The 22,069-nt window shown below is 53.1% G+C and carries 20 protein-coding genes and 1 riboswitch; of the genes, 15 read left to right on the plus strand and 5 right to left on the minus strand.

What is annotated here, in order from left to right; genetic code table 11:
* Positions 1–30 precede the first annotated feature (30 nt).
* The 3 genes from ACTJIK_RS09205 to ACTJIK_RS09215 form a co-directional block, all read right to left on the minus strand.
* Positions 31–2,406 carry a ribonucleoside-diphosphate reductase subunit alpha gene (locus ACTJIK_RS09205; protein WP_440646068.1) on the minus strand — a complete coding sequence of 792 codons (2,376 nt, stop codon included), beginning with the start codon at positions 2,404–2,406 and terminating at the stop codon, positions 31–33.
* 57 nt (positions 2,407–2,463) lie between these two features.
* The gene (locus ACTJIK_RS09210; protein WP_440646069.1) at positions 2,464–3,435 is read right to left on the minus strand and encodes a ribonucleoside-diphosphate reductase small subunit; all 972 of its coding nucleotides are present in this window, start codon (positions 3,433–3,435) and stop codon (positions 2,464–2,466) included.
* Between the two features lie 137 nt (positions 3,436–3,572).
* A riboswitch (cobalamin riboswitch) is annotated at positions 3,573–3,771 on the minus strand.
* 323 nt (positions 3,772–4,094) lie between these two features.
* Positions 4,095–5,648, minus strand: coding sequence for a hypothetical protein (locus tag ACTJIK_RS09215; RefSeq protein WP_440646070.1), 1,554 nt, complete (start codon positions 5,646–5,648; stop codon positions 4,095–4,097).
* 159 nt (positions 5,649–5,807) lie between these two features.
* Between ACTJIK_RS09215 and leuC the strand changes: the two genes are divergently transcribed.
* The 6 genes from leuC to ACTJIK_RS09245 all read left to right on the plus strand — a co-directional run bounded on the left by leuC (position 5,808) and on the right by ACTJIK_RS09245 (position 12,737).
* Complete coding sequence (gene leuC / locus ACTJIK_RS09220; RefSeq protein WP_440646071.1) at positions 5,808–7,205, plus strand: 3-isopropylmalate dehydratase large subunit; 1,398 nt, start codon at positions 5,808–5,810, stop codon at positions 7,203–7,205.
* Between the two features lie 9 nt (positions 7,206–7,214).
* The gene (gene leuD, locus ACTJIK_RS09225) at positions 7,215–7,814 is read left to right on the plus strand and encodes a 3-isopropylmalate dehydratase small subunit (RefSeq protein WP_440646072.1); all 600 of its coding nucleotides are present in this window, start codon (positions 7,215–7,217) and stop codon (positions 7,812–7,814) included.
* 9 nt (positions 7,815–7,823) lie between these two features.
* Entirely contained in the window at positions 7,824–8,903 is a 1,080-nt protein-coding gene (gene leuB, locus ACTJIK_RS09230) for a 3-isopropylmalate dehydrogenase (protein WP_440646073.1), read from the plus strand.
* A gap of 17 nt (positions 8,904–8,920) precedes the next feature.
* Complete coding sequence (locus ACTJIK_RS09235) at positions 8,921–10,426, plus strand: 2-isopropylmalate synthase (protein ID WP_440646074.1); 1,506 nt, start codon at positions 8,921–8,923, stop codon at positions 10,424–10,426.
* 93 nt (positions 10,427–10,519) lie between these two features.
* Positions 10,520–10,846 carry a barstar family protein gene (locus ACTJIK_RS09240; RefSeq protein ID WP_440646075.1) on the plus strand — a complete coding sequence of 109 codons (327 nt, stop codon included), beginning with the start codon at positions 10,520–10,522 and terminating at the stop codon, positions 10,844–10,846.
* A gap of 184 nt (positions 10,847–11,030) precedes the next feature.
* Positions 11,031–12,737: an HAD-IIB family hydrolase gene (locus ACTJIK_RS09245; protein ID WP_440646076.1), complete on the plus strand. Its 1,707-nt coding sequence runs from the start codon at positions 11,031–11,033 to the stop codon at positions 12,735–12,737.
* A gap of 1 nt (position 12,738) precedes the next feature.
* Here the strand turns inward: ACTJIK_RS09245 and ACTJIK_RS09250 are convergent, their stop codons facing one another.
* Both ACTJIK_RS09250 and ACTJIK_RS09255 read right to left on the minus strand, forming a co-directional pair.
* Entirely contained in the window at positions 12,739–13,578 is an 840-nt protein-coding gene (locus ACTJIK_RS09250; protein ID WP_440646077.1) for a 3-keto-disaccharide hydrolase, read from the minus strand.
* 37 nt (positions 13,579–13,615) lie between these two features.
* Positions 13,616–14,290 carry a M15 family metallopeptidase gene (locus ACTJIK_RS09255; RefSeq protein ID WP_440646078.1) on the minus strand — a complete coding sequence of 225 codons (675 nt, stop codon included), beginning with the start codon at positions 14,288–14,290 and terminating at the stop codon, positions 13,616–13,618.
* A gap of 115 nt (positions 14,291–14,405) precedes the next feature.
* Between ACTJIK_RS09255 and ACTJIK_RS09260 the strand changes: the two genes are divergently transcribed.
* The 9 genes from ACTJIK_RS09260 (at position 14,406) to ACTJIK_RS09300 (ending at position 21,998) form a co-directional block, all read left to right on the plus strand.
* Positions 14,406–15,188 carry an SDR family NAD(P)-dependent oxidoreductase gene (locus ACTJIK_RS09260; protein ID WP_440646079.1) on the plus strand — a complete coding sequence of 261 codons (783 nt, stop codon included), beginning with the start codon at positions 14,406–14,408 and terminating at the stop codon, positions 15,186–15,188.
* Positions 15,188–15,946: a hypothetical protein gene (locus ACTJIK_RS09265; protein ID WP_440646080.1), complete on the plus strand. Its 759-nt coding sequence runs from the start codon at positions 15,188–15,190 to the stop codon at positions 15,944–15,946. The genes ACTJIK_RS09260 and ACTJIK_RS09265 overlap by 1 nt, the downstream gene beginning before the upstream one ends.
* 45 nt (positions 15,947–15,991) lie before the next feature.
* On the plus strand, positions 15,992–16,846 hold the full coding sequence (locus tag ACTJIK_RS09270; protein WP_440646081.1) for a fumarylacetoacetate hydrolase family protein: 855 nt from the start codon (positions 15,992–15,994) through the stop codon (positions 16,844–16,846).
* A 5-nt stretch (positions 16,847–16,851) separates the two neighbouring features.
* Positions 16,852–17,181 carry an L-rhamnose mutarotase gene (locus ACTJIK_RS09275; protein WP_440646082.1) on the plus strand — a complete coding sequence of 110 codons (330 nt, stop codon included), beginning with the start codon at positions 16,852–16,854 and terminating at the stop codon, positions 17,179–17,181.
* A 21-nt stretch (positions 17,182–17,202) separates the two neighbouring features.
* Positions 17,203–18,033, plus strand: a complete 831-nt coding sequence (locus ACTJIK_RS09280; protein WP_440646083.1) for an amidohydrolase family protein — start codon at positions 17,203–17,205, stop codon at positions 18,031–18,033.
* Between the two features lie 13 nt (positions 18,034–18,046).
* On the plus strand, positions 18,047–18,829 hold the full coding sequence (locus ACTJIK_RS09285; protein ID WP_440646084.1) for an SDR family oxidoreductase: 783 nt from the start codon (positions 18,047–18,049) through the stop codon (positions 18,827–18,829).
* 52 nt (positions 18,830–18,881) lie between these two features.
* Entirely contained in the window at positions 18,882–20,129 is a 1,248-nt protein-coding gene (fucP, locus tag ACTJIK_RS09290; protein ID WP_440646085.1) for an L-fucose:H+ symporter permease, read from the plus strand.
* 88 nt (positions 20,130–20,217) lie between these two features.
* Positions 20,218–20,958: an MbnP family protein gene (locus ACTJIK_RS09295; protein ID WP_440646086.1), complete on the plus strand. Its 741-nt coding sequence runs from the start codon at positions 20,218–20,220 to the stop codon at positions 20,956–20,958.
* Positions 20,955–21,998, plus strand: a complete 1,044-nt coding sequence (locus ACTJIK_RS09300) for a cytochrome-c peroxidase (RefSeq protein ID WP_440646087.1) — start codon at positions 20,955–20,957, stop codon at positions 21,996–21,998. The genes ACTJIK_RS09295 and ACTJIK_RS09300 overlap by 4 nt, the downstream gene beginning before the upstream one ends.
* Positions 21,999–22,069 lie beyond the last annotated feature (71 nt).

A 22,069-nucleotide genomic window follows, 5' to 3' on the forward strand; every position in this document is an offset into this window, starting at 1 on the left:
GGCCTTGTATAAAAAATCAATAACAGTCTATCATGCGCTGCAGGTCACGCAACCTTCTTCCATGGTGCAAACCGCGCCTACAGGAACGCCCAGCTCGTCTGCGGCGCTTTCTGCCGGGATAACGGGTATCATGTTCTGGCCGCCTTGTTTTTCGACGGTGAACTGAACGGCCTGTGATGCGGCCTGTGTACGCAGGTAATACATGCCGGTCTTCAGGCCTTTTTTCCAGGCGTAGAAGTGCATGGAGGTGAGCTTGGAAGCGGAAGGCGTGTCCACGAACAGGTTCAGGCTCTGGCTCTGGCAGATGAATGCGCCACGGTCCGCCGCCATATCGATGATCGTACGTTGTTTGATCTCCCAAACGGTTTTGTACAGTTCCTTGATATTGCCGGGGATCTCGTCTATCTGCTGGATAGAGCCGTTGGCCGCGATGATCTTGTTCTTCATGTCGCTGTCCCAAAGGCCCAGTTCCACGAGGTCTTTCAGCAGGTGTTTGTTCACCACCACGAACTCTCCGCTCAGTACGCGGCGGGTGTAGATGTTGGAAGTGTACGGCTCAAAGCACTCGTTGTTGCCAAGTATCTGCGAGGTGGATGCGGTGGGCATCGGCGCCAGCAGCAGGGAGTTGCGGATGCCGTGTGTTTTGATCTCAGCTTTGAGGGCTGCCCAGTTCCAGCGGTCGGAGGGCGTAACGCCCCACATATCGTATTGCAGGATGCCTTTGCTGGCAGGAGAGCCTTCGTAGGTCTCATATGCGCCGTTTTTCTTCGCCAGGTCGTTGGAGGCGGTGAGAGAGGCGAAATAGATGGTTTCGAAGATGTCTTTATTCAGTTGCTGCGCCTGCTCGCTTTCGAAGGGGTAACGCAGCAGGAAGAATGCGTCTGCCAGGCCCTGTACGCCGAGGCCGATGGGGCGGTGGCGCAGGTTGGAGCGGCGGGCTTCTTCAACCGGGTAATAGTTTTCGTCGATGATCTTGTTCAGGTTCAGTGTAGCCTGGTAAGTTACTTCGAAGAGCTTCTGGTGGTCGAATTTGCCGTCTATCACGAAGCGCGGTAGCGCCAGCGATGCGAGGTTACATACGGCCACTTCTTCGGGAGACGTATATTCGATGATCTCTGTGCAGAGGTTGGAACTTTTGATGGTGCCCAGGTTCTGCTGGTTGGATTTGCGGTTGGCGGAATCTTTATACAGCAGGTAGGGGGTACCGGTCTCGATCTGTGCGTCCAGGATGGCGAACCAGAGGTCCTGCGCTTTTACGGTTTTGCGCTGGCGGCCTTCGGCTTCATATTTTTCGTACAGTTTTTCGAATTCTTCACCCCAGCAATCTGCCAGCCCGGGTGCTTCGTGGGGGCAGAACAGGCTCCATTCGCCATTGCTTTCCACGCGTTTCATGAACAGGTCGGGCATCCAGAGGGCGTAGAAGAGGTCGCGGGCGCGCATTTCTTCTTTACCGTGGTTCTTGCGCAGGTCCAGGAACTCGAACACGTCGGCGTGCCAGGGCTCCAGGTAAATGGCGAACGCGCCTTTGCGTTTGCCGCCGCCCTGGTCCACATAACGCGCGGTGTCGTTGAACACGCGCAGCATGGGGATGATGCCGTTGGAAGTGCCGTTGGTGCCGCTGATGTATGAACCGGTAGCGCGGATGTTATGAATGCTGAGACCGATGCCGCCTGCGCTCTGGGAGATCTTGGCGGTCTGTTTCAGGGTGTCGTAGATACCGTCGATGCTGTCTCCCTGCATGGTCAGCAAAAAGCAGCTGCTCATCTGGGGTTTGGGCGTACCGGCGTTGAAGAGGGTGGGCGTGGCGTGGGTGAACCAGCGCTCGCTCATCAGGTTGTATGTTTTGATGGCGGAGTCGATATCCTCTTTGTGGATACCAACGGCTACGCGCATGAACATGTGCTGGGGGCGTTCGGCGATCTTGCCGTCGATCTTCAGCAGGTAAGAGCGTTCCAGCGTTTTGAAACCGAAATAATCGAAAGCGAAGTCGCGGTCGTAAATGATAGTGGAATCCAGGATGTCTGCATTCTTGCGGATCACGTCCCATACTTCATCGCTCAGCAGGCCGGCGGGTTTGCCGGTCTTCGGGTCGATGTATTCGTAAAGTTTCTTCATCGTCTGGGAAAACGACTTCACGGTATTTTTATGCAGGTTGCTCACCGCGATGCGGGAAGCGAGCTGCGCATAGTCCGGGTGCTTGGTGGTGAGGGAAGCGGCGGTTTCCGCAGCCAGGTTGTCCAGCTCGGTGGTGGTAACGCCGTCGTACAGGCCCTGGATCACTTTCTTCGCTACGTCTATCGAATCTACATATTCCGGCGCCAATCCGTAACACAGCTTTTCTACTCTTGCCGTAATCTTGTCAAATTTGACAGATTCCTTCCTTCCGTCTCTTTTTATAACGAACATAGTGTGATGAATTTAACTGGGTGAGTAAATATATTGTTAGGTGTATTGTTGTTGAGTCTAAAAGTCTTCGTCCAGGCTGAAAGTCTGCGTCTCTTTATTTCCCATTACGCCGGATTTCTGGTAATCGCCCACGCGTTTTTCGAAGAAGTTGGTTTTGCCCTGCAGCGAGATCATTTCCATGAAATCGAAGGGGTTGGTGCTGTTGAACATTTTGCTGCAACCCAGCGCCTGCAGCCAGCGGTCTGCCACAAACTCGATGTATTGTTTCATCAGGTCCGCATTCATGCCGATGAGGGCGGCGGGCAATGCGTCTGTGATGAATTCTTTTTCGATGGACACGGCGTCGCCGATGATCTCATGCACTTCTTTTTCGCTGAGCTTGCCGTTCAGCATGCTGTACAGCAGGCAGGCAAACTCGCAGTGCAGCCCTTCGTCGCGGCTGATAAGCTCGTTGGAGAAGGTGAGGCCGGGCATGAGGCCGCGTTTTTTCAGCCAGAAAATGGAGCAGAAGCTGCCACTGAAGAAGATGCCTTCCACTGCCGCAAACGCCACGAGACGCTGTGCGAAGGTGCCGCCTTCGATCCAGCGAAGGGCCCATTCTGCTTTTTTTCTCACCGCGGGAACGGTGTCGATGGCGTGGAAAAGGCGGTCTTTCTCCACCGGGTCTTTCACATACGTATCGATCAGCAAAGCATAAGTTTCGGAGTGGATGTTTTCCATCATGATCTGGAAGCCGTAGAAACAACGCGCTTCGGGTATCTGTACTTCGCTCATGAAGTTCACCGCCAGATTCTCGTTCACAATCCCGTCAGACGCCGCAAAAAAGGCCAGTACATGCGAAATGAAGTGGCGCTCGCCATCGTTCAGCTTCGCCCAGTCCGCCAGGTCACCGCTGAGGTCGATCTCTTCAGCGGTCCAGAAGCTGGCTTCATGGCGTTTGTATTGTTCCCAGATAGCGGGGTAATTGATCGGCAGCAGCACGAACCTGTCCTTGTTGTCTTTCAATAAGATCTCATTCTCGTTACTCATTAGTAATTTTTTATACGGTTAACTATCCATAGTTAAGTTCATTGCGATTCGCGGAGTGGGGAGACGGGAGCGCGTTATCCTAAGAGGAGGTACATCCTGGGGTCGGGCTCGCCATAACCTTATTTCGCGAAGGTTTTGACAATTACGTTGTTCTGGCAGGTCTCCTGGCTTTCCCTTGCCGGGCGCGCCTTCCCGTCCCTTCCGGAACAGTGGCGTATCTAAAAGCATCCGGCATATAGGGGATCACAGTAGCGCGTCTGCTCGTGAATTCCACACGATTCCCTATTAATTCTCCACGTTTAAGAAACGTTTGAAGCCAGCACAACGAAGTCAAGAACTGTTGCAAATGTAATGATCTAACTACCCCGTCAAAGTGATAAGTTTCCCCCATATGTGGATAAAGAATGTGGACTTTTTGGGATCGCAGAAGGGGCGTACAATTCAAGTTATTCACATCTAAAAGCAGGTAATTGGTATGATAGAAAAACAGAATGTATTGGAAATCTGGCACATATTAGAACACACTAAATGTGTGGCGAAAATTGCCCTGAAATACAAGCGTTTGAAAAATGCCGCGCTCCACGAAAAAACGCCGGGAATGTGCATCTCCCGGCGTCCTGGTATTAAGCCTGCGTTGTCTTTTTGTTAATGGGCATTAACTAAATGCGCGGCACCTTGTTGATAAACTTCTTCCTGATCACATCCTGCACAGGTACCCCGTCTATCTTGCTTTCCAGCCAGCTCACAATGTCCAGGTACAGGTAGCTCCTGCGCTCGTAAGGATTTTTCGCGATCACTTCCAGCCTGCCTTTCAGATCTTTGAACGCCGTGCGTAAAGCCTTGGGGTTGGCGTACATATTCTTGCGCAGGAATTTCAGGATCTCTTCCATCACCAGGCTCAGGTCTTTGTTCTTCGCAATGAAGTGATACACGGATTTGATCAGGTATTCCACCAGGCTGTAGTTCTCCAGCTCGTAATGCGCGATCAGGTGAAGGATGCGCGCGAAACATTGTATGTCCGCCCGCAGGTTGCCTATCCGCAGCTGGATGATCTTGTTCAGGTAAACGATCGCATTGTTATTGTCGCCGCTTCCGAAATAAAGGCAGGCGATCTTGTAATAAAATACCAGCACGCGGTGCTGGTCCACCGTGAGCTGGTGCTCTGATATCTTGCACTCCACTTCGCCCACCAGCTTCAGCCCCTCGGAAAAAGTGCCGTCCAGGAAGTGCCGGTTGATCTTCCCGGTATAGAGGTACACGAACGCGGACGTACGTGTGTTCTCATTCATGCTCTCTTCTTTATCGGTAATGAACTGTTCCATTTCCGACAGCACCTCGGTGAATTTATCGTGGTTCATCGTGTGGAAATGCGCCGTGAGCAGGTTGTGCATCGCTTTGATGTACAGGTCCACATCGGTATCGCGCAGGCCGGGATATTCGGTGAACAGGTCCACCCACTTCTGGGTATACCGGTAATACATCACGAAATCCTGCAGGATATAGTAGTACCAGCAGTAAGCCTGGTAAAGGTAAATGCGTTCATAAAAGCTCATGCTGCCCTGCTGCACGGCCGGCAGGTTGGCCTCGAAGAAGGACTTCAGCATCAGCGAATCCTTCTCATCGCGCGCATGCCCCAGCTTGAGGTACATGCCGTACATCCTTAGCGCCAGGGTGCTCAGCTTGCTTACATTGTTCAGTTGCTCGTTGATGATCCGGCTTTCGTCGCTCAGCTCTTCCGCCCGGTTGTCCAGGCTGCGGGTAATGTGCCTGCTTTCGATGAGCTTTTCAAATTCCACGATCTCGAAATACAGCATCACTTCCTCCTGCTCCCGCGCGCTGGTTTTGGCCTTAGCCAGTATCTTGAGGCTCTGGTTGTACAGCCCCTTGTTGTACAGCACCCGGGCATAGTCCAGCTGCTCCCGCAGCTCTATCAGGGGATCTTTTGTTTTATATAACAGCCGTAAGGTGGTGAGAAGATGTTTGTACAGGTGGGCCTTTACATTGCTCAACTGCTGTTTCCTGATGTCCGGAACCCGCTTCAGTATCTGCTCTTCGTCGTATTCCTTCATTTTGTCCAGTGTGTTGAACAATTGTATGAAAAGCACGTCTTCTTTCGTATTATCCCGGTTGAAGGCAAGCTGGAAGTTCCTCTTTTCAGCTTTTGTGAGCGTTTTTATTAATATGAACAAGGCATCATTCTGCGTGTTGGGCATCGTTGTTACTGGATTGTAAATTATTGACCTTCAATAGGTTAATAGTTATATATCGCCTTTGCGAATCGTAATAATGACAAATTTAACGATCTGTGGTTTAAATGTGTCAATTAGATTTGAAGGAGTAAATAGGAAGGAAAGCAAATTTAAGGAGAAAATATGGGGAAAACATTATTTGACAAGATCTGGGACAGCCATATCGTAACCAGCAGGCCGGGGTTCCCGGATGCGGTGTACATCAACACCCATTTCATTCACGAAGTGACCAGCCCGCAGGCTTTTGACGGGCTCCGCAAGCGGAACATTCCCGTGTTCAGGCCTGGAAAGACCCGTGCCACGGCAGACCATAACGTACCTACCCTCAACCAGCACCTCCCCATCAAAGAGGCCCTGAGCCGCAAGCAGGTGGAGATGCTGACGAAAAATACCGCCGAATTCGGTGTGGAGCTGTACGGCCTCGGCCATCCTTACCAGGGCATTGTGCATGTGATAGGGCCGGAGCTGGGTATTACCCTGCCGGGCATGACCATCGTGTGCGGCGACAGTCACACCTCCACCCACGGCGCTTTCGGGGCGGTGGCCTTCGGCATCGGCACCTCGGAAGTGGAGCAGGTGCTGGCTACCCAGTGCATCCTGCAATACAAGCCCAAAAGGATGAAGATCGAAGTGAAAGGGCAGCTGAAAAAAGGAGTGGTGTCCAAAGACATCATTTTATATATCATTTCGCAGATCTCCGCATCGGGCGCTACGGGTTATTTCGTGGAATACGCGGGCGAGGCCATCCGCAGCCTGAGCATGGAAGCGCGCATGACCATCTGCAACATGAGCATCGAAATGGGCGCCAGGGGCGGGCTGATTGCGCCGGACCAGGTTACCTTCGATTATATCAAAGGCCGCGAGTTTGCACCCAAAGGCGCGGACTGGGACAAGGCGGTGGCCTACTGGCAAACCCTGCACACCGATGCGGACGCACAGTTCGACAAAGTGCTGGAATTTGACGCGGCGGATATTGAGCCGCAGATCACCTACGGCACCAATCCCGGCATGGGCATGGGCGTAACCCGCCACATTCCCGCCCTGGCGGAGATCGACGAGAAAGAGCAGCCATCTTTCTCCAAATCCCTCCAGTACATGGACCTCCAGCCGGGCAGCCGCCTGCTGGGCAAAAAAGTGGACTACGTGTTCATCGGTTCCTGCACCAATTCCAGGATCGAGGACCTGCGGATGGTGGCAGAATTTGTAAGGGGGAAGAAAAAGGCGGACGATGTGACCGTCTGGATCGTGCCCGGTTCCAAACAGGTGGAGGCGCAGGCCATTGCAGAAGGGATAGACAAGGTATTTGAAGAAGCGGGCTTCCAGCTGCGCCAGCCGGGCTGCAGCGCCTGCCTTGCCATGAACGAGGACAAAATTCCCGCCGGCAAATACTGTATTGCCACCAGCAACCGTAACTTTGAAGGAAGGCAGGGGCCCAATGCCCGTACTTTCCTGGCCAGCCCGCTCACCGCGGCGGCGGCCGCCATCACCGGTAATGTGACCGACGTTAGAGAACTGATATAATTATTGACAATGGACAAAAAATTTGCTAACCTGTCGTCTTCAGTGGTACCGTTACCGATAGAGAACATAGACACAGACCAGATCATCCCCGCACGATTCCTGAAAGCGACCACACGCGACGGGTTTGGTGAAAACCTGTTCAGGGACTGGCGGTACGACGAACAGAACGCACCCAGGAAAGATTTTGTGCTGAACAATCCGCTCTACAAAGGCAGCATCCTCGTAGCCGGCAAGAACTTCGGCTGCGGCTCCTCCCGCGAGCACGCCGCATGGTCGCTGGCCGACTATGGATTTAAAGTTGTAGTGAGCAGCTTTTTTGCGGATATCTTTAAGAATAATGCGCTCAATAACTTCATCCTGCCCGTGCAGGTGAGCGACGGGTTCCTGCGGAAGATATTCAACGCTGTGGAGAAAGACCCCGCCGCGCAGGTGGAAGTGAACCTGGAAGAACAGTTCATCCGCATCAGCGCCACCGGCGAACAGGAAAAATTTGACATCAACCCGTATAAAAAGACCTGCCTGCTGAACGGGTACGACGATATCGACTATCTGCTCAGCCTCAGCAAGGAGATCAACGCATACGAAGCTACTAGACCTTTTAATTTCTAATACAATCTAATGGGAGTTACGAAGAAAATACTGGTTATACCCGGAGACGGGATCGGGCAGGAAGTGACCGCGTGGGGGAAGAAAGTACTGGAGACGATCGCTGCCAACTACAAGCACACCTTCACTTTCGATGAAGGCATTATGGGCCACGTGGCCATTGAAGCCACCGGCGATCCGCTGCCGGACAGCACGCTGGAGAAAGCGCGTCAGAGCGACGCCATCCTTTTCGGCGCTATCGGTCATGCCAAATACGACAACGATCCCACGCTGAAAGTGCGCCCCGAGCAAGGCCTGCTCAAGATACGCAAAGAGCTGGGCCTGTATGCCAACCTCCGCCCCATCAAACTGTTCGACGACCTGTTGCAGGCCTCCAGCATTAAGCCGGAGATACTACAGGGCGCGGACATCCTGTTTTTTCGCGAGCTTACCGGCGATGTGTATTTTGGAGAAAAAACAAGAAGTGAAGACCGTACTTCCGCTTCGGACCTGATGATATATCACAAATACGAAGTGGAGCGCATTGCCCGCAAAGCCTTCGAAGCTGCGCGCACCCGCAAAAAGAAACTCTGCTCCGTAGATAAGGCCAATGTGCTGGAAGCTTCCCGCCTCTGGCGTGAAGTGGTGCAGAGCCTGGAGAAAGAATACCCGGATGTTGCAACCGAGCATATGTTCATAGATAATGCCGCGATGCAGCTCATCAAAGACCCGAAACGTTTTGACGTGGTGGTGACCGGCAACCTGTTTGGAGACATCCTCACCGATGAAGCCAGCCAGATAGCAGGTTCCATGGGCATGCTGGCTTCTGCTTCCATCGGCGATTCCGTTGGCTTCTACGAGCCTATCCACGGTTCCGCCCACGACATTGCAGGCAAAGGCATCGCCAACCCACTGGCCTCCATCCTGAGCGCCGCCCTGCTGCTGGACATTTCCTTCGGTCTTAAAGAAGAATCCCAGCGCGTGATCCGTGCCGTGGATGCCACCCTGCGCCAGGGTTTCCGTACAATGGACATTGCGAACAAACATACACCCAACGACTTCGTGCTGGGCACCGACGCCATGGGCACGCAGGTACTGAAAAACCTTAACTAACCTACAAACAGATTGTCATGGATAATAACCGTGTTTACGTTTTTGATACCACCCTCCGCGACGGCGAGCAAGTGCCGGGCTGCCAGCTCACCACCGTCGAGAAGATCATTGTCGCCAAAGAGCTGGAAGCCCTTGGCGTGGACGTGATCGAAGCAGGGTTCCCCATTTCCAGCCCCGGCGATTTCCAGAGCGTGGTGGAGATATCCAAAGCAGTATCCGAGCCAGTGATCTGCGCGCTCACCCGCGCCAACACTGCAGACATCGATGCGGCCGCCGCAGCGCTGAAATACGCCAAACGCAAGCGCATCCACACCGGTATCGGTTCGTCGGACATGCACATCAAATACAAATTTAACTCCACCCGCGAAGCCATCCTGGAACGCGCCGTGGAAGCCGTGAAATATGCCCGCAGGTTCGTGGACGATATTGAATTTTACGCCGAAGACGCCGGCCGTGCGGACAATGCATACCTCGCGCAAATGATCGAAGCGGTGATCGCCGCGGGCGCCACCGTAGTGAACATCCCCGATACCAACGGCTACTGCCTGCCCGAACAATACGGCGCGAAGATCAAATACCTGATGGACCATGTGTCCAACATCGACAAAGCGATCATTTCCGTGCACTGCCACAACGACCTTGGCCTGGCCACTGCCAACACCATTGCCGGCGTGATGAACGGCGCGCGCCAGGTGGAGTGTACCATCAACGGCATCGGCGAAAGGGCCGGCAATACTTCCCTCGAAGAAGTGGCCATGATCCTCAAAACGCACCATGCGCTGGGTTATACCACCGGCATCAACAGCAAAAAAATATACGAGATCAGCAACCTCGTGTCTAACATGATGCGCATGCCCGTGCAGCCCAATAAAGCGATCGTGGGCCGCAACGCTTTCGCGCACAGCTCCGGCATCCACCAGGACGGAGTGCTGAAGCACCGCGAGAACTACGAGATATTGAATCCCGAAGACATCGGCCTGCAATCCAATTCCATCATCCTCACCGCCCGCAGCGGCCGCCACGCGCTCAAACATCACCTCGAGCGCCTGGGTTACAAGATCGATAAGATCAATCTCGACGAAGTGTATGCCCGTTTCCTCGAAATGGCCGACACCAAAAAAGAGATCACCGACCACGACCTGCTGACGCTGATGGGAGACGGAGACGCCAACCACTACGACGATAAAGGCATCAAGGTAACGCTGCTGCAGGTAGTTTGCGGCGACCCGCTCCGCCCGATGGCCACGGTAAAGCTGCGCATCAACGGCGAAGAAAAAGAAGCCAGCTCCGCGGGCAACGGCCCGGTGAACGCCACCATCAACGCCATCCACAACATCATCCAGGACGATATCACCATCGATGAATTCAGCATCCAGGCGATGCGCGGCGGCAGCGAAGACGTGAGCAAGGTGAACATGCGCGTGCACCACGGCGGCAAATCCTACTACGGCTTCGGCTATTCCACAGACATCGTGAACGCCAGCGTGCATGCTTATGTGGATGCGCTGAACAAGATCTATTAAGAAGAGTTTTTTGTCTGTATAAAGGGCCGTTCCTGCAAGGGACGGCCCTTTTTTCTTGCCCTTTTCCACCACCTTTCGTATCTTGCCGCCATTATGAAAGCGACTTACAACGCCACCATCAAGGGTAAGAACTGTATCGAAATAGACGGCTTCTACGATGAGATCTCCCGCGCATTCCGCTTCCCTGATTATTTCGGGCGCAACCTGGATGCTTTGTACGACTGCCTTACCGAACTGCATGGCACGGAAGAGAATTACCTGCTTACCATCACCGACTTCGAATATTTCCTCGCGGAAGAAAGTGAAGAGACCCGCAACAAAGTGATCGACATCCTGCAGGATGTTTCCCGCGAATGGGAAGATGTGCCTGTAACAGAAATCACCCGTCCCAAATCGACATTGACCATCATCGTGCAATAAGATCTGATTTTCTTTTTTTAACAAGCCTGCTCTCATACACGGCTTTCAATACTGAAGCCGCACAGCACCGGGAGAAACATGCCCGTTACGGGAATTCCCGCCCCAAATACTTCCCATGCGGCTGTATTACGATAATTTAACATTGCCCGCCCAGTATGGTATAATTCATGTGTTACAGGGTAACATGAGATACCGTGTATTAGCTACCGATTATGACGGCACCATTGCGCACCACGGCGTTGTGCCGGACGAAGTGGTCGAATCACTGAAAACGTTAAAGGCCAGCGGGCGTGTGCTGCTGCTGGTAACCGGCCGCGAGCTGGATGAGCTGAAAGCCCTGTTCCCTCAGCATATCCTGTTCGACCTGGTAGTAGCCGAGAATGGAGCCTTGCTGTACGACCCGGCTACGCTGAAAGAAACCAGGCTGGGAGACCCGCCCCCGCCGGCATTTATCAAAGAGCTGGCGCAACGCGGAGTGCAACCATTGTCTGCGGGGCGTGTAATTGTCGCCACCTGGGAACCTCACCAGGCTACGGTGCTTGAAGTGATCAAAAAATTCGGGATAGAACGGCAGATCATTTTTAACAAGGGCGCCGTAATGATACTGCCGCCGGGCATTAATAAATCGAAAGGGCTGGAAGCGGCCCTGGACGCCCTGGGCTATTCCCTTCACAATTGTGTAGCAGTAGGCGACGCGGAAAATGACACAGCTCTGCTGCAATCGGCCGAATGTGCCGTAAGCGTCGCCAATGCCCTGCCGGCGCTGCGGAAGATCAGCGACTGGGTAACGCCGGCAGATCACGGGGCCGGCGTGATGCAACTGGTTGACCGCATCCGGGAAGATGACCTGCTGACGCTTGACCCGCAGCTGAAACGGCATTATATCCCGCTGGGAGACCGCTTTGATAACACCCCCTTCGAGCTGAGCCCATATGGCAGTAGCATCGTAGTGGCAGGTACCAGTGGTGGTGGAAAAACCACACTTACTGCCGCGTTTATGGAAGTATTGCTACAACACGGATACCAGTTTTGTATGGTAGACCCGGAAGGCGATTACCTGGAAATGCAGGGGATCGTGGCTATCGGCGACGCACATCAGCCTCCGTCTATCGAAGCGCTGATGCAATTGCTGGAACAGCCCCGGCAAAGTGTTATTGCCTGTACACTGGCCCTGTCTATGACTGAAAAACCCAAGTTCCTGCAGCAATTGCTGGTGGCCATTCACGAACTGCAACAGCGTAAAAGCCGGCCACACTGGCTGCTGCTGGACGAAGCCCATCACCTGGCGCCTGAAGCGGCGGATCCGAATACCTTCGCCATGCTAAACACCCTTTGCAACTTCATGGCTATTACCACAAGGGTTGAACTGTTGCATAAACCGCTGCTGGAACGGGCAACCACTGTTATCGCACTTGGAGAGGATCCCAATGCCACCCTTCTCAGCTTTGCCGGCATTACAGGTGATGCCATCCCTCCAATCCCCGGCACCATCCTGCAAAAAGGAGAAGCAATGGTATGGAGCAGGCATTCGGGAGAAGCTCCCTTCCTGGTAAGAACAATGGTACCGGGTCAGGTATTGCAGCGGCATAAAAGGAAATACTCTACCGGCGATATGGGACCGGACAGCTTTATTTTTACAGGGCCTGAAAACAAATTAAAGCTTAAGGCCAACAATCTGCAAAGCTTTACAGAACTGGCGCAAGGTGTGGATGATGATACCTGGATGTACCATCTGAAAAGACATGATTTTTCGGGCTGGATAAGAAACAGTGTGAACGACGACGCGCTGGCTGAGCAGGTTGAAAAGATAGAAAACGCGGAACCGGACCCTATCCGGTCCCGCGCTGAAATTACCAAATTGGTGCAATTACATTATACAGGGCCGGGATAACTTATTTCCGCTGCTGCAATTCCTTTATCTTCTGCGCCAGCTTCCTTTTATCCTTCATATACGGCGCCAGGTCGAACAGCTCTACCTTCCTGTATTCTACAGGATGGCTCTCGCTCTGCAAAGCAATATAACCTTCGCTCAGCAGCTTGCCGTTCTGCATCAGCGCAGGATCGTTGCCGCCTACGTTGCCGCCGCCGATCTGCGGTTTTTCATATACCAGCACGGTATCTTTTTCAACGATGTGTTTTACGATGGAATCGCCCAGCACCAGCACTTCCGCATGCACCCACTGGTCGCCGTTATAGGTTTTGCTGGTGGAATTTATACAATGCGCGGTAATGAGCTTGTTGTTCATCACCACGTTCGTACCGGGCGTGCAAAGATTGGCAGTGGTGCGGTTGCCTTTGCCCAGCCCGCCCAGCAGCTGTACTTCAATGGAGATCGGGAAGTCCTGGTTCACGCCCATCGTTTTGGCCGACTGCGAATGTATCATGGCGCCGCTGTTGCGGGTTGCCCAGCCGGGACCGCCTTTCACCTGTTCGCCCACGAAACGGTATTCCATCACGAGCAGGTAAGCGGAAAACTTCCGCTTGTGAAATATGTGGCCGTATTGTTCCTTGAATTCGTCGTAGTTCTCGTAAGACACTGCCAGGTTGCCGTTCTGCACCCGGAAAGTATTGCCGTTGTTGTCGTTCAGCTGGTGGCCGTTGATCTTGATGTCCCAGTCCTTCAGGTCTTTCCCGTTGAACAGGCTGAACCAGCCGCTCTTCGCTTTCTGGGCGGAGCATGCGCCGCAAAAAAGGGCCAGCCCCAACGTCATCATTAATTTGATATTTCGCATAGACGTGTAAGTAATTTGAACCGTTAAGCTATAAAAATTATTTAAGCTCCTCAAACCCAATATCCATAAGCGGGTATTTTTGCGGGTCTTTGAGATAATAATGCCACCATTCCGTTTCCAGCGCTACAAACCCGTGCGCTTCCATGAGCGTGCGCAGCAGCAGGCGGTTCTCTTTCACTTCGTCGCTCAGGTCCTGGTATTCGTGGTGGGCTTTTTCGGTGAAGTCGTCATAAGGCGTGGGCATAGGCATTTCCTGGCCTGTTTTCAGGTAAATGAGCGTAAGGTCTACCGCCACGCCGCGGTTATGGCCGGAACCTTTTTTAGGATCGGCGGCGTAACGGTCGTCCGGCACTATTTCCCACATTTTTTCCGTTACCCGGTAGGGGCGGTATCCGTCATAGATCTTAATGCCCAGGCCCAGCGGTTCCAGGTATTCCTGCAGGCGCAGCAGGGCCTCGTAAGCGGGGCGGCGGAGGAACACCGCGGGGAAAGGATAAAGCACGGTTTTGGTGAAATTATCTTTGGTGGCATACCGCACGTCCATCGCAAAATCCGTTGTGCGCACCAGCGCCTGCTGCGGGTCCGTCCGCACAATTTCGTTGTACAGCGAGAGGCTGTTCACCACGGGCAACCCGTATTTATTAAGTGGTATTTGTTGGCTGTAGCTTTGGAAGGAAACGATTAATAAGCTCAGGATGAATATATTTTTCACTGGTATCGATTTAGATGGCTTTAAAAATAGTGAAGAAAGTACATAATCAGGGTAAAAAAGAATTGCAATAAGGCATAATATTGAGGTATTTTAGAACCCTTAAAATAAGTAAAAGATGAGTTTTTTCCGACTAGATGGAAAAGTGGCTGTAGTGACCGGCGCCGGCAGCGGGATCGGCCAGGCCATTGCGCGGTGTTTTGCCGCCAGTGGCGCCACCGTTCACGTATTGGAGCTGAATGAAGAAGCAGGGCAGGGTACCGTCAATGAAATTACCGCCGCAGGCGGCAAGGCGCAGGCGCATGCGGTGAACGTGGCAGACCAGGCGGCTGTTACCACCGTTATGAAACATGTAGCCGGCATTTCCGGTAAGCTGGACATCCTTGTGAACTGCGCCGGCGTTGCCCACGTTGGCAAGCTGGAAACCACATCGGAGCAGGATTTCGACAGGGTGTTCTCCGTAAACGTAAAAGGAACGTACAATTGCATGTACGCCGTGATAGAACAGATGAAAAAACAAGGCGGCGGCGTGATCCTCAACATCGCGTCCATCGCTTCCAGCGTGGGTATACCGGACCGTTTCGCTTATTCCATGAGCAAGGGCGCGGTGCTTACCATGACGCTCTCTGTCGCGAAAGATTACCTCGCCGATAATATCCGTGTGAACAGCGTATCGCCTGCGCGCGTGCATACACCGTTCGTAGACGGATTCATCGCAAAAAATTATCCCGGTAAAGAAGCGGAGATGTTCGACAAGCTTTCCAAAACGCAGCCCATCGGCCGCATGGCAAAGCCCGACGAAGTGGGATACCTGGCCCTGTACCTCTGCTCTGATGAAGCAGGTTTCATCACCGGCTGCGACTACCCGATAGATGGCGGCTTCATTAAACTCAACAACTAATGCAACGCCTTTTACTGCCTTTCGCGCTGCTGCTCGCTTTCACCGCCTGCAACAACAGCGCTACCGAAAATAAAGGAGAAGAATCCTCGAATGAAGAATCTCCGGTGATCCCGGCCAAGCCGGGCGGTACTTTCACCGTTACCATCCTGGACCGCGACGAGGATACTTCCTCCATCCGTTTCAACTTCACTCTGGATACGCTGAAGTATGAAAGAACTTATAACGACGTGCCGCTGATCAAGGGATATCCCGATTCAGCGGTCTATAAAGTTTTCTGGGACGCGCCCAACAGCGTTTGGGTGGGCTTCATCAAACCCAACAGGGATACAAGATATTACCATGGCTCGCAGGATAAAGCTTCGCTGAAGATCCTCTGGGTGCCTTCGCCGCCGAAGCGCATTTACCAGTACATGGAAAAATACGTTGGCCTGGGCGACGCCATCCGCCAGCAGGAAATGGTGCAGGAATATGACAAGGAGATCAAATCCGGCCAGATCATCGCGCACTTCATCGTGAGGCTGAAAGCGTTAAAGGAGCCTGACAAAAAAGGCGTATACCTCGAATTCGGCGGCATCAAACGGGAGCTGGAACTGCCCGTGCCGCAGGGCGCGAAGCCTTATATCCAGGTGGTGTCTGAAGACCACTGCGTGGTAGGGCTGCAGATGCCTGACGGCGAAAAAGAAGATTATTACGAAGTGAAAGTGGTGAACGGCCGCATCGGCTACAAACAGGTGCAAACGGCTTTGAACATAAAATGATCATCCGCTTGTTTATACAAATAATTACTAGATAAATAATAACAAATGAAACTTATCAGGTTCGGATTGTTGGGAGAAGAAAAACCTGGCGTAGTAACAGAAGCCGGGATGTTTGATGTATCTGCTTTCGGGGAAGATTTCGGGGAGCGTTTTTTTGAAACTGACGGGCTGGCGCGCCTGGCCAAATGGTGGGCCGCCAACGGCGCCGGTTGTCCTAAAGTGCCGGAAGGCACAAGGCTTGGCTCCTGTGTGCAGCGCCCTTCCAAGATCATCTGCATCGGCCTGAACTATGCCGATCATGCGCGCGAAACAAACGCCGCCATTCCCACAGAACCGATCGTGTTCTTTAAATCGACCTCCTCCCTCGTGGGACCGAACGATAACCTGGTAATTCCCCGCAACAGCGAGAAGACCGACTGGGAGGTGGAACTGGCCGTTATCATCGGCAAAAAGACCAGTTATGTGGACGAAAGCGAGGCCATGGACTACGTAGCCGGTTACGCCCTTCACAACGACTACAGCGAACGCGCCTTCCAGCTGGAAAGGAACGGGCAATGGGTGAAAGGCAAAAGTGCCGATACCTTCGCGCCGCTGGGCCCCTGGATGGTAACGAAAGATGAGATCAAAGACGTTCACAACCTGCGCCTGTGGCTTACCGTAAACGGCAAAAAGATGCAGGACGGCAATACATCCAATTTCATTTTCAACATTCCCTACGTCGTATCCTATCTCAGCCAGTTCATGACCCTGCTGCCGGGCGACGTGATCTCCACCGGCACGCCCGCAGGCGTGGGCCTGGGCTTCAACCCGCAGATATACCTGAAAGCGGGCGACGTGATAGAACTGGGAATTGACGGATTAGGCACTTCCAGGCAGGAAGCAGTGGCCTGGAAAAAATAAACGTTATGCAAAGACACGTTCTCGCGCTGGATCTGAAAGATGATCCCAAACTGATAGAAGAATACTTAACGATCCATAAGGCCGTATGGCCCGAAATACTGGAAAGCATCCGCGAAGCGGGCATTACCGCCTGCGACATGTACCGCGCCGGCACCCGTATGGTGATGATCCTCGAAGTGGACGATACTTTTTCCTTCGAGCGGAAAACCGCCATGGACGAGGCCAGCCCGATCGTGCAAAAATGGGAAGCGTTCATGTGGACCTTCCAGCAAGCCATTCCCGCCGCCAAACCGGGCGAGAAGTGGGTCGTGATGGACCAGTTTTTTTCTTTATAGCTATTTAGACTTTTCAACGTTATGATCATAGACGCTCATCAGCATTTCTGGCAATTCGATCCCGTGCGCGACGCATGGATCACCGAAGAAATGCAAGTGATCCGGAAGGATTTTTTACCCGCAGACCTTGAGCCTGTGCTGAAAGCGAGCGGGGTACAGGGCTGCGTGGCCGTTCAGGCGGACCAGAGTGAAGCCGAAACGGAATTCCTGCTGCAGCTCGCCCGGGAGAACAGTTTCGTTAAAGGTGTGGTGGGCTGGGTGGACCTCAGGGCCGCCAATATCAAAAGCAGGCTGGAATATTTTACGCAGTTCCCGGCATTGAAAGGTTTCCGCCACATCGTACAAGGCGAGCCCGATAAAAATTTCCTGCTGCGCGACGATTTCGGCAAAGGCATTGCCGCGCTCGCGGAATATGATTTCACTTACGACATCCTCGTGTACCCGCACCAGCTGCCAGCTGTGGCCGGCTTCGTGAAAAAGTTCAGCGAACATCCGCTGGTGATAGACCATCTCGCAAAACCTGATTTCGAAACCGGCGAGCTGAAAGGATGGGAACAGCACATCCGCGACATTGCCCGATATAAAAATGTGTATTGCAAGCTCAGCGGCATGGTGACAGAAGCAGACATGCAGAACTGGAAACAGGAAGACTTCACGCCTTTCCTGGAAGTAGCGCTGGAAGCCTTCGGGCCGGACAGGCTGATGTTCGGCTCAGACTGGCCGGTATGCCTTCTTGCAGCGGAATACGAAGAAGTGCTCGGCATCGTGCAGAACTTTGTAAGCAGATTGTCCGCCGCAGAACAGCAGCAGATCATGGGAGGCAATGCCGTGGAATTTTATAAACTCAATTAAACCGTACATCAACATGAACCTCGGGTTACAGGATAAAGTAGTGATCGTTACCGGCGGCGCCAAAGGTATTGGCGAAGCCATTGCAAAACTCGTTGCGGCCGAAGGCGCCATTGCCGTGATCGCGGGCCGTAAGGCGGAAGACAATGAAAAAGCCGTTGCCGCTATCCGCCAGCAGGGAGGCAAGGCATTGGGCGTACAAGCTGAGCTGGGCAAAGTGGAAGACTGCAAAAAAGTGATAGACGTTACCGTGAAAGAATTCGGCAAAATTGACGGCCTGATCAACAACGCGGGCGCCAACGACGGTGTGGGACTGGAAAGCGGCAGCCCTGAGAAATTCATGGCTTCACTACAGAACAATCTCAGCCACTACTACAACCTGGCGCATTACGCGCTGCCTTACCTGAAAGCCACCAAAGGAAATATCGTGAACATCGGCTCCAAAGTAGCCAGCACCGGGCAGGGCAACACATCCGGCTACGCCGCTTCCAAAGGCGCCATCAATGCGCTTACGCGCGAATGGGCCGTGGAGCTGCTGCCTTTTTCCGTTAGGGTGAACACGGTGATACCCGCCGAAGTATGGACGCCGCTGTACGAAACCTGGATCAATTCCCTGCCCAACCCGGAGGAGAAGCTGAAATCCATCGTTTCAAAAATTCCGCTGGAACACAGGATGACCACTTCGGAGGAGATCGCCGCCATGACGGTGTTCCTGCTGAGCGGGCTTTCATCGCACACTACCGGCCAGATCGTGTATGTGGACGGTGGTTATACCCACCTGGACCGTTCTATCAGCTGATCAAACCTGCTACAAATTCCACATTATAATCATTCATCTAAAACGCAATAACATGGCAGGCGGCGCAGCTTCCACAACCAGTTATACTACCGCAGGGCCCAGGAACGGCCAGAAATATCTTTTTCCCTTCATCCTGGTGACCAGCCTCTTTTTTATGTGGGGCCTGGCTTACGGCCTGCTGGACGTGCTGAACAAACATTTCCAGAACGCATTGTCCATCGACAAGGCGCGATCCACTTATTTACAGGCTGCCTACTTCGGCGCTTATTTTTTAATGGCATTGCCGGCCGGTTTGCTGATGAAACGTTTCGGGTACAAGTCCGGCATCATATTCGGGTTGTTGTTGTACGCAATTGGCGCGGCGTTGTTTTATCCTTCCGCGCATTTTGCCAACTTCAACTTCTTCCTGCTGGCGCTCTTCATACTGGCTTCGGGGCTTACCTTCCTTGAAACCGCCGCCAATCCTTATGTAACCGTGCTGGGCGATAAATCCACTTCCGAGCAGCGGTTGAACCTGAGCCAGTGCTTCAACGGGCTGGGTTCTTTCCTGGGTCCTATCATCGGCATGCAATTGTTCTTCCATGGGGAAGAGGCAGGCACTGCCAGTTCAGACCTGGGTTCTGTTCAGATGGTGTATATCGTAATGGCTTTGGTGGTGTTGCTGATCGCATTCCTTTTTTACCGCACCACCTTGCCGGAGATTGCTACCGCGGAAGACGGGAAAGGCGCAGCGGGCGTAGCAGGTAAAGGACTTTTCCAGCATAAGCATTTTGTATTCGGCGTTGTCGCCCAGTTCTTTTATGTAGCTGCGCAGGTAGGTATCGGCGCGTTGTTCATCAACTACGTAACGGAACATATGGAAGGCAGCACGGACGATAAGGGCGCCCTGCTGCTGAGCGTTGCCCTCGCGCTGTTTACCGCGGGCCGCTTCGCCGGAACGGCCATCATGCGGAAAGTAGCGCCCAATGTGCTGCTCACCGCTTACGCGCTTATCAACATCCTGCTCTGCGCAGTAGTGATCATGGGGCATGGCGTGATTGCCGTAGCCGCATTGGTGGCTATTTTCTTCTTCATGTCCATCATGTTCCCGACCATTTTTGCGTTGGGCGTGAAAGACCTGGGGCCGCATACCAAAACGGGTTCCTCGTTCATCATCATGTCTATCGTAGGCGGCGCGCTGGTGCCCATCGTGATGGGCATTCTCGCGAGGAACTATTCCACCGCTTTCTCTTTCATCGTTCCGCTGATCTGTTTCGTGATCGTGCTGTTCTATGGCTGGAGGGGTTACCGGACCAACTAACTGATAAGCATTAAATCTCATAAAACGCTGCATGGCCGCCCGGTTTTGCAGCGTTTTTTATGTAACTTTAGTAGCATAACTCCGGACCATGAAGCCATATTATCTCCTGACCGCGCTCTTTTTGCTATGCATCGCCTGTAAAAAGGACAAACAGGAGCAGGGCAACATCCAGGTAACTTTCGCCCATGTCGTGAACGGTGCGCCCCTTTCCCTCGGAATTGCCCCCTACACCAACGCCTCCGGCGAGATATTTACCGTCAGCGCTTTTAAATATTACATCACCAATATTTCCCTCGTAAAAATGGATAATACCGTGCAGCGCATCGCCGATACCTACTTTCTGATCGACGAAAGCGTGGCCGCTTCCAAAACGATCACATTCCCGGCGCCTAAAGGCGAATACAGGGGCATATCTTTCAAAATAGGGGTAGACAGTTTGCGGAACGTGAGCGGCGCGCAAACGGGCGCGCTGGACCCTGTAAACGGCATGTTCTGGAGCTGGAACAGCGGGTACATTATGGCGAAGATGGAAGGTAACAGTCCATCATCCGCCGCGCCCGGCCAGGCGCTCACTTATCATATCGGCGGCTTCAAAGGCAACTATAATGCCGTGCAGGACGTACAACTGGTCAGCCCGATCAGCCTGAGCGTGGCATCGGAACGAAAACCGTCGCTTACCATCACGGCGGACCTGTATAAATGGTTCACCGGCATGAACCTTGTGAAATTCAGCGACAACGCCACCATACACGTGCCAGGCGAGCTGGCCTGGAAGATATCCAACAATTACCGCGCTATGTTCAGGATCACCGATGTAACTGACCTTTGAAAAAATATCTCATATACGCAGGCTGCCTGTTCCTGCTCATTTGGGGCTGCAGGAAAACCCGGGATGCGAGGCCCGGCCCGACGCCGTATTCCCTCAGCCTGCCGTCCAATTTCCCTGCGCCGGTGTACGACATGGGCGGCAACCCGCTCACCGAAGAAGGCATTGCCCTGGGCCGCCGTTTGTTCTACGATCCCCGTCTTTCCCGCGACAGCACCATTTCCTGCGGTTTCTGCCACCAGCAGTTCGCCGCCTTCGCCCATTTCGACCATCCGTTGAGCCATGGTATAGACAACCGTACCGGCCTGCGTTCCGTTCCCGGCTTGTTTAACCTCATCTGGCAAAAGGATTTTATGTGGGACGGCGGCGTGAACCACCTCGAAGTGCAGCCGCTTACGCCCATCACAGATCCCAATGAAATGGGAGAGGACCTTGCCCGCCTGATCAACCGCCTGAACGGCGACCAGAAATACCGGAACTTATTCAGCGATGCATTCGGCGAAGGGGAGATCAATTCGCAGAAATTGTTCAAAGCCCTGGCGCAGTTCATGGCCACGATGAATTCCTTCAACTCCAAATACGACAGCGTGATGCGCGGCGCGCCCGGCGTGCAGTTCACCGCCGAGGAAGCGGGCGGCTACGCCACCTTCAAGGCCAAATGCGCATCCTGCCATAAAGAGCCCCTGTTCACAGACGGCTCTTTCCGCAACAACGGCCTTCCCTACAACCCCTACCTCCACGATGCCGGTCGCATGCGCATTACAAACAGCACGGGCGATTATCTGAAGTTTAAAGTGCCTTCCCTGCGCAATGTGATCAAGAGCCCGCCCTATATGCACGACGGCAGGTTTTATGACCTGTTTGACGTATTTTTGCATTATTCGGACAGTATAGTGCAAACCCCTACTATAGACCCGTTAGTAAAGAACCGGATACCACTCAGCACCCAGGAGAAAAGAGAGCTTTACTTTTTCCTGAATACGCTCACAGACCCGGGGTTTATCAACAGTAAGGCACTCAGTGAAATCCTTATAACTGATTGATAATTAGTGATATATCTCTTTTAACAGATAACAAACATATCTTTAACCATTTCTGGCAGGAATTTTGCCAA

The sequence above is a fragment of the Chitinophaga sp. 22620 genome, from assembly GCF_052044405.1.
In the GTDB taxonomy this organism is placed as follows: Bacteria; Bacteroidota; Bacteroidia; order Chitinophagales; family Chitinophagaceae; genus Chitinophaga.

Excerpts from the sequence above, each read along its gene's own strand:
- ACTJIK_RS09245 (WP_440646076.1), top strand. The coding sequence starts at position 11,031 with ATGAGATACCGTGTATTAGCTACCGATTATGACGGCACCATTGCGCAC.
- ACTJIK_RS09280 (WP_440646083.1), top strand. The coding sequence starts at position 17,203 with ATGATCATAGACGCTCATCAGCATTTCTGGCAATTCGATCCCGTGCGC.
- leuC (WP_440646071.1), top strand. The coding sequence starts at position 5,808 with ATGGGGAAAACATTATTTGACAAGATCTGGGACAGCCATATCGTAACC.
- ACTJIK_RS09295 (WP_440646086.1), top strand. The coding sequence starts at position 20,218 with ATGAAGCCATATTATCTCCTGACCGCGCTCTTTTTGCTATGCATCGCC.
- ACTJIK_RS09275 (WP_440646082.1), top strand. The coding sequence starts at position 16,852 with ATGCAAAGACACGTTCTCGCGCTGGATCTGAAAGATGATCCCAAACTG.
- leuD (WP_440646072.1), top strand. The coding sequence starts at position 7,215 with ATGGACAAAAAATTTGCTAACCTGTCGTCTTCAGTGGTACCGTTACCG.
- ACTJIK_RS09205 (WP_440646068.1), bottom strand. The coding sequence starts at position 2,406 with ATGTTCGTTATAAAAAGAGACGGAAGGAAGGAATCTGTCAAATTTGAC.
- ACTJIK_RS09260 (WP_440646079.1), top strand. The coding sequence starts at position 14,406 with ATGAGTTTTTTCCGACTAGATGGAAAAGTGGCTGTAGTGACCGGCGCC.
- leuB (WP_440646073.1), top strand. The coding sequence starts at position 7,824 with ATGGGAGTTACGAAGAAAATACTGGTTATACCCGGAGACGGGATCGGG.
- ACTJIK_RS09240 (WP_440646075.1), top strand. The coding sequence starts at position 10,520 with ATGAAAGCGACTTACAACGCCACCATCAAGGGTAAGAACTGTATCGAA.
- ACTJIK_RS09285 (WP_440646084.1), top strand. The coding sequence starts at position 18,047 with ATGAACCTCGGGTTACAGGATAAAGTAGTGATCGTTACCGGCGGCGCC.
- ACTJIK_RS09215 (WP_440646070.1), bottom strand. The coding sequence starts at position 5,648 with ATGCCCAACACGCAGAATGATGCCTTGTTCATATTAATAAAAACGCTC.
- ACTJIK_RS09210 (WP_440646069.1), bottom strand. The coding sequence starts at position 3,435 with ATGAGTAACGAGAATGAGATCTTATTGAAAGACAACAAGGACAGGTTC.
- ACTJIK_RS09235 (WP_440646074.1), top strand. The coding sequence starts at position 8,921 with ATGGATAATAACCGTGTTTACGTTTTTGATACCACCCTCCGCGACGGC.
- ACTJIK_RS09265 (WP_440646080.1), top strand. The coding sequence starts at position 15,188 with ATGCAACGCCTTTTACTGCCTTTCGCGCTGCTGCTCGCTTTCACCGCC.
- fucP (WP_440646085.1), top strand. The coding sequence starts at position 18,882 with ATGGCAGGCGGCGCAGCTTCCACAACCAGTTATACTACCGCAGGGCCC.
- ACTJIK_RS09250 (WP_440646077.1), bottom strand. The coding sequence starts at position 13,578 with ATGCGAAATATCAAATTAATGATGACGTTGGGGCTGGCCCTTTTTTGC.
- ACTJIK_RS09270 (WP_440646081.1), top strand. The coding sequence starts at position 15,992 with ATGAAACTTATCAGGTTCGGATTGTTGGGAGAAGAAAAACCTGGCGTA.